This window comes from Enterobacter cloacae complex sp. P13B (genome assembly GCF_014895915.1).
Taxonomy (GTDB): Bacteria; Pseudomonadota; Gammaproteobacteria; order Enterobacterales; family Enterobacteriaceae; genus Enterobacter; species Enterobacter bugandensis.
Map to the genome: position 1 here is coordinate 56,671 of NZ_JADBQN010000001.1, position 6,342 is coordinate 63,012.

Genomic DNA, 6,342 nt, shown 5'->3' on the forward strand with positions numbered 1-6,342 from the left:
GTAAGGAGCTGAATATGTGGTATTTCGCATGGATTTTAGGGACGCTTCTTGCCTGTGCATTTGGTGTCATCACTGCCCTGGCGCTTGAGCACGTCGAAGCGACCAAAGCGGGTGAAGAAAAACACTGATGAATATTATCGCGAAGCTTTACGCGGTAATGGATAAGCGCCCGTTACGGGCGCTTTCTTTAGTGATGGCATTACTGCTGGCAGGCTGTATCTTCTGGGACCCGTCGCGCTTTGCGGCAAAGACCAGCGAGCTTGAGATTTGGCACGGCTTCCTCATCATGTGGGCAGTGTGTGCCGGGGTGATCCACGGCGTGGGCTTTCGTCCGAAAGCCGTTCACTGGCAGGGAATTTTTTGCCCGCTGATTGCCGATCTGGTGCTTCTCGCCGGTTTGATTTTCTTCTTCTTCTGAATAAGAAATGTCCGTTAACGTTATGGGCTTACCCGAGCCCATAAAAATTTACTCTCCGTTTACTTTCCCCCATTCCAAACCATCTTTCCCGCGCGTATAGTAGCGAAGTTTAAAAGCTCTAACTTTTGTTGCATTACTGGGATGTAAAGTGAATACAACGCTGTTTCGATGGCCGGTTCGTGTCTATTACGAAGATACCGATGCCGGTGGTGTGGTTTACCACGCCAGCTACGTTGCTTTTTATGAACGGGCACGCACAGAGATGCTGCGCCATCATCACTTTAGTCAACAGGTGCTGTTGGCTGAGCGAGTTGCCTTCGTGGTACGCAAGATGACGCTTGAGTATTTTGCGCCTGCCAGACTCGACGATATGCTCGAAGTCCAAACTGAAATTACATCAATGCGCGGGACCTCACTGGTTTTCACGCAGCGGATAGTCAACGCAGAGAACACCGTACTGAACTCAGCTGAAGTACTGATTGTTTGTGTTGATCCAACCATAATGAAGCCTCGTGCGCTTCCTAAGTCTATTGTCGCGGAGTTTAAGCAGTGACTGACATGAATATCCTTGATTTGTTCCTGAAGGCAAGCCTTCTGGTTAAACTTATCATGTTGATTTTGATTGGTTTTTCAATCGCATCCTGGGCCATCATTATCCAGAGAACGCGTATCCTCAATGCTGCTGGCCGTGAAGCGGAAGCATTTGAAGATAAGTTCTGGTCGGGTATTGAACTTTCTCGCCTGTATCAGGAGAGCCAGGGACGCCGTGAAAACCTGACCGGCTCCGAACAAATTTTCTATAGCGGATTCAAAGAGTTCGCTCGTCTGCATCGGGCAAACAATCATGCGCCGGAAGCCGTCGTGGAAGGGGCATCGCGTGCGATGCGGATCTCCATGAACCGCGAGCTGGAAAATCTTGAAACGCACATTCCTTTCCTCGGCACCGTGGGTTCTATCAGCCCGTATATCGGTCTGTTTGGTACCGTGTGGGGGATCATGCACGCCTTTATCGCGCTGGGCGCGGTGAAGCAGGCGACGTTGCAGATGGTTGCACCGGGTATTGCTGAAGCACTGATTGCGACCGCTATCGGTCTGTTTGCGGCAATTCCGGCGGTAATGGCTTACAACCGTCTGAACCAGCGCGTGAACAAACTGGAACTGAACTACGACAACTTTATGGAAGAGTTCACCGCGATTCTGCACCGTCAGGCGTTTACCAGCACCGAGAGCAACAAGGGGTAAACCATGGCCAGATCGCGTGGACGAGGTCGTCGCGAGCTCAAGTCCGAAATCAATATCGTGCCACTGCTGGACGTTCTGCTGGTACTGCTGCTGATCTTCATGGCAACAGCGCCGATCATTACCCAGAGTGTGGAAGTCGATCTGCCGGATGCGACAGAATCACAGGCGGTGAGCACCAATGACGATCCTCCGGTCATCATTGAAGTTTCCGGCGTAGGGCAGTACAGCGTAGTGGTAGAGAAAGATCGTATGGATCAGCTGCCACCTGAGCAGGTTATTGCCGAAGCGCAGCGTCGCCTGGAGTCAAATCCGAAAACGGTCTTCTTAATCGGTGGCGCGAAAGACGTACCCTACGATGAAATTATTAAAGCGCTGAACTTGCTACATAGTGCGGGTGTTAAGTCAGTTGGCTTAATGACTCAACCTATTTGATCATCCGCGTAGTTTTTGGGAACCGATAGTGTCAAAGGCAACCGAACAGAACGACAAGCTTAAGCGAGCGATAATCGTCTCCGCAGTGCTGCACGTTATTCTTTTTGCAGCGCTGATCTGGAGTTCGTTCGACGAGCATATTGATGCATCAGCAGGCGGCGGTGGAGGGTCTTCCATTGACGCCGTAATGGTGGATCCCGGTGCGGTAGTGCAAAACTATAATCGCGAACAACAGCAGAAGGCGAGTGCCAAACGGGCTGAAGAGCAGCGTGAAAAACAGGCGCAACAGCAGGCGGAAGAGCTGCGTGAAAAGCAGGCCGCCGAGCAGGAGCGTTTGAAGCAGCTTGAGAAAGAACGTTTGCAGGCGCAGGAAGCCGCGAAAGCGCAGGCGGAACAGCAGAAGCAAGCCGAAGAGGCCGCGAAGAAAGCGCAGGAACAGCAAAAGCAGGCGGAAGAGGCGGCAGCAAAAGCCGCAGCGGATGCCAAAGCGCAGGCTGATGCCCAGGCAAAATTAGCGGCAGAAGCGGCGAAGAAAGCGGCTGCCGATGCCCAGAAGAAAGCTGAGGCCGAAGCCGCGAAGAAAGCCGCTGCGGATGCCCAGAAGAAAGCCGAAGCGGAAGCCGCGAAGAAAGCCGCTGCTGACGCACAGAAGAAAGCTGAAGCCGAAGCCGCGAAGAAAGCCGCTCAGGACGCAGAGAAGAAAGCGGCTGCCGAGGCTGCGAAGAAAGCCGCTGCGGCTGAGAAGGCTGCTGCAGAAAAAGCTGCCGCCGCTGAAAAAGCCGCTGCTGATAAAAAAGCTGCAGCTGAGAAGGCCGCTGCCGATAAGAAAGCCGCTGCTGAAAAAGCGGCTGCTAAAAAGGCTGCTGCCGCTGAAAAAGCTGCGGCAGCCGCAGGGGTTGACGATCTGCTGGGGGATTTAAGCTCCGGTAAGAATGCACCGAAAACGGGCGGTGGCGCGAAAGGAAACAACGCAGCGCCGACCGGAAGTGGTAACACTAAGAGTAACGGTGCGACAGGGGCTGAAATCAACGGCTATGCCGCGCAGATTAAATCGGCGATTGAAAGCCGGTTCTACGATGCGTCTTCCTATGCCGGTAAAACGTGTACGCTGCGTATAAAACTGGCTCCGGACGGCATGCTGCTTGATATTAAGTCTGAAGGTGGCGACCCGGCTTTATGTACTGCGGCTCTGGCTGCAGCGCGTCAGGCGAAGATGCCTAAACCGCCTTCTCAGGCAGTCTACGAAGTCTTCAAAAATGCGCCGCTGGACTTCAAACCTTAAGTTACATTTTCCCCGTGCAAACGGGGAAAAATAGACCAGGTTTAGTCACAGGGTTCTGGTAGTTTTGTCTATTTGAGTTTGTTAACATTCTGCTAAATTATCGTGGGTAAGGTTACCCGGATAAGGGAGATATGATGAAGCAGGCATTACGTGTAGCATTTAGTTTTTTAATGCTGTGGGCAGCAGTCCTGCACGCAGAAGTACGTATCGAGATCACCCAGGGGGTGGACTCGGCACGCCCAATCGGTGTTGTTCCGTTCCAGTGGGCCGGTCCTGGCGCTGCACCTGAAGATGCCGGTGGCATCGTGGCGGCTGACCTGCGTAACAGCGGTAAATTCAACCCGTTAGATCGTTCTCGTCTGCCGCAGCAGCCGGGCAGTGCGCAGGAAGTCCAGCCTGCTGCATGGTCTGCGCTGGGTATCGATGCCGTGGTGGTGGGGCAGGTTACGCCTAACCCGGACGGTTCTTACAACGTGGCCTGGCAGCTGGTGGATACCGGTGGTGCACCGGGTACCGTTCTGGCACAGAACTCTTACAAGGTCACTAAACAGTACCTGCGCTACGCGGCACACGCGGCCAGCGACGCGGTATTCGAAAAGCTGACCGGTATTAAAGGTGCGTTCCGTACCCGTATCGCATATGTGGTACAGACCAACGGCGGTCAGTTCCCGTACGAGCTGCGCGTATCTGACTACGACGGTTACAACCAGTTCCTGGTGAAACGCTCTTCACAGCCGCTAATGTCTCCAGCCTGGTCTCCGGACGGGTCTAAACTGGCGTATGTGACCTTCGAAAGTGGTCGTTCTGCGCTGGTTATCCAGACACTGGCTAACGGTGCGGTGCGTCAGGTAGCGTCGTTCCCACGTCACAACGGTGCGCCTTCCTTCTCTCCAGATGGGTCTAAACTGGCGTTTGCGCTGTCTAAAACCGGTAGCCTGAACCTGTACGTGATGGACATTGGCTCCGGCCAGATCCGTCAGGTGACCGACGGTCGCAGCAACAATACTGAACCATCATGGTTCCCGGACAGCCAAAACCTGGCGTTTACCTCTGACCAGGCTGGCCGTCCACAAATCTATAAAGTGAACATTAACGGCGGTGCTCCGCAGCGTATCACCTGGGAAGGCTCTCAGAACCAGAACGCAGACGTGAGCAGCGACGGTAAATTCATGGTAATGGTCAGCTCCAACGGTGGGCAGCAGCACATTGCCAAACAAGATCTGGTAGCGGGTGGCGTTCAAGTTCTGTCGTCAACGTTCCTGGATGAAACGCCAAGTCTGGCACCTAACGGCACTATGGTAATCTACAGCTCTTCTCAGGGGATGGGATCTGTGCTGAATCTGGTTTCTACAGATGGGCGTTTCAAAGCGCGTATTCCGGCCACTGATGGACAGGTAAAATCACCTGCCTGGTCGCCGTATCTGTAAATAATAATTAATTGATTACTAAAGGAATCATAGAAATGCAACTGAACAAAGTGCTGAAGGGGCTGATGATCGCTCTGCCTGTAATGGCAATCGCAGCGTGTTCTTCTAACAAGAACGCCAGCAATGACCAGAGCGGCGAAGGCATGATGGGTGCCGGTACCGGTATGGACGCGAACGGCAATGGCAACATGTCTTCTGAAGAGCAAGCGCGTCTTCAGATGCAGCAGCTGCAGCAGAACAACATCGTTTACTTCGATCTGGATAAATACGACATCCGTTCTGACTTCGCTGCGATGCTGGATGCTCACGCTAACTTCCTGCGTAGCAACCCATCTTACAAAGTCACCGTAGAAGGTCACGCGGACGAACGTGGTACTCCAGAGTACAACATCTCCTTGGGTGAACGTCGTGCTAACGCCGTTAAGATGTACCTGCAGGGTAAAGGCGTTTCTGCTGACCAGATCTCCATCGTTTCTTACGGTAAAGAAAAACCTGCAGTACTGGGTCACGACGAAGCGGCTTACTCCAAAAACCGTCGTGCCGTACTGGTTTACTAAGAGAATTGCATGAGCAGTAACTTCAGACATCATCTGTTGAGTCTGTCGTTACTGGTTGGAATAGCGGCCCCCTGGGCCGCTTTTGCTCAGGCACCAATCAGTAGTGTCGGCTCAGGCTCGGTAGAAGACCGGGTCACTCAGCTCGAGCGTATTTCTAACGCTCACAGTCAGCTTTTAACCCAACTCCAGCAGCAACTTTCCGATAACCAAAACGATATTGACTCTCTCCGTGGTCAGATTCAGGAAAGTCAGTATCAGCTTAACCAGGTTGTGGAACGTCAGAAGCAAATTTTATTGCAGATAGATAGCCTGAGCAGCGGCGGTGCAGCAGCACAACCCGCAGCGGGCGATCAAAGCGGCGCGGCAACCTCAGCGCCTGCGCCGTCTGCTGATGCTTCAGCCTCAACAGGAGCGCCTGTACAGAGCGGTGACGCGAATACGGATTACAATGCGGCCATTGCCCTGGTGCAGGATAAATCTCGTCAGGATGACGCGCTCGCTGCGTTTCAGAACTTTATCAAGAAATACCCTGACTCAACCTATCAGCCAAATGCGAATTACTGGCTCGGTCAGTTGAATTACAACAAGGGTAAAAAGGACGATGCGGCGTTTTATTTTGCCTCCGTGGTAAAAAATTACCCGAAATCGCCGAAAGCGCCAGATGCGATGTTTAAGGTTGGCGTGATCATGCAGGACAAAGGCGACACGGCGAAAGCCAAAGCGGTGTATCAGCAGGTGGTCGCAAAATTCCCGGGCACCGAAGGTGCTAAGCAGGCGCAAAAACGCCTGAATTCGATGGGATGATTATCGCATGACCAGAAATCGCGTTATTTCTGGTCGTGCAGCATGATTACTAAGCAGTTAAGTGATCTTCATCGAAATTTTTGTTGCGCAGAATTCTTAAATCAGTAATATATGCCGCCGTTGCCACGGGATATCAAACAACGTGAAAGCAGCATAAAAGTGGGTCGTTAGCTCAGTTGG

At 52.7% G+C, this 6,342-nt stretch carries 9 protein-coding genes; all 9 read left to right on the forward strand.

From position 1 onward, the window contains the following. Positions 1-14 precede the first annotated feature (14 nt). The 9 genes from cydX (at position 15) to cpoB (ending at position 6,162) form a co-directional block, all read left to right on the forward strand. Complete coding sequence (gene cydX, locus IM273_RS00230) at positions 15-128, forward strand: cytochrome bd-I oxidase subunit CydX (RefSeq protein WP_003858598.1); 114 nt, start codon at positions 15-17, stop codon at positions 126-128. Further along, positions 128-418 (forward strand): cyd operon protein YbgE, encoded by a 291-nt coding sequence (ybgE, locus tag IM273_RS00235; RefSeq protein WP_008501100.1) that lies wholly within the window; start codon positions 128-130, stop codon positions 416-418. The genes cydX and ybgE overlap by 1 nt, the downstream gene beginning before the upstream one ends. Before the next feature lie 148 nt (positions 419-566). After that, positions 567-971 carry a tol-pal system-associated acyl-CoA thioesterase gene (ybgC, locus tag IM273_RS00240; RefSeq protein WP_003858593.1) on the forward strand — a complete coding sequence of 135 codons (405 nt, stop codon included), beginning with the start codon at positions 567-569 and terminating at the stop codon, positions 969-971. After that, entirely contained in the window at positions 968-1,660 is a 693-nt protein-coding gene (tolQ, locus tag IM273_RS00245) for a Tol-Pal system protein TolQ (protein ID WP_008501101.1), read from the forward strand. The genes ybgC and tolQ overlap by 4 nt, the downstream gene beginning before the upstream one ends. 3 nt (positions 1,661-1,663) lie before the next feature. Next, positions 1,664-2,092, forward strand: coding sequence for a colicin uptake protein TolR (tolR, locus tag IM273_RS00250; protein ID WP_003858589.1), 429 nt, complete (start codon positions 1,664-1,666; stop codon positions 2,090-2,092). Positions 2,093-2,120: 28 nt separating this feature from the next. Further along, positions 2,121-3,374 carry a cell envelope integrity protein TolA gene (gene tolA / locus IM273_RS00255; RefSeq protein WP_028012388.1) on the forward strand — a complete coding sequence of 418 codons (1,254 nt, stop codon included), beginning with the start codon at positions 2,121-2,123 and terminating at the stop codon, positions 3,372-3,374. Between the two features lie 134 nt (positions 3,375-3,508). Continuing rightward, positions 3,509-4,801 (forward strand): Tol-Pal system beta propeller repeat protein TolB, encoded by a 1,293-nt coding sequence (gene tolB / locus IM273_RS00260; RefSeq protein WP_013097529.1) that lies wholly within the window; start codon positions 3,509-3,511, stop codon positions 4,799-4,801. 35 nt (positions 4,802-4,836) lie between these two features. Then, on the forward strand, positions 4,837-5,358 hold the full coding sequence (gene pal / locus IM273_RS00265) for a peptidoglycan-associated lipoprotein Pal (protein WP_003858578.1): 522 nt from the start codon (positions 4,837-4,839) through the stop codon (positions 5,356-5,358). Between the two features lie 9 nt (positions 5,359-5,367). Further along, a complete protein-coding gene (cpoB, locus tag IM273_RS00270) occupies positions 5,368-6,162 on the forward strand; it encodes a cell division protein CpoB (RefSeq protein WP_028012389.1) in 795 nt (264 codons plus the stop codon). Positions 6,163-6,342 lie beyond the last annotated feature (180 nt).

Bases quoted from the DNA above. Each gene is read 5' to 3' on its own strand.
- cpoB (WP_028012389.1), top strand. From the start codon at position 5,368: ATGAGCAGTAACTTCAGACATCATCTGTTGAGTCTGTCGTTACTGGTT.
- ybgE (WP_008501100.1), top strand. From the start codon at position 128: ATGAATATTATCGCGAAGCTTTACGCGGTAATGGATAAGCGCCCGTTA.
- tolR (WP_003858589.1), top strand. From the start codon at position 1,664: ATGGCCAGATCGCGTGGACGAGGTCGTCGCGAGCTCAAGTCCGAAATC.
- cydX (WP_003858598.1), top strand. From the start codon at position 15: ATGTGGTATTTCGCATGGATTTTAGGGACGCTTCTTGCCTGTGCATTT.
- pal (WP_003858578.1), top strand. From the start codon at position 4,837: ATGCAACTGAACAAAGTGCTGAAGGGGCTGATGATCGCTCTGCCTGTA.
- tolB (WP_013097529.1), top strand. From the start codon at position 3,509: ATGAAGCAGGCATTACGTGTAGCATTTAGTTTTTTAATGCTGTGGGCA.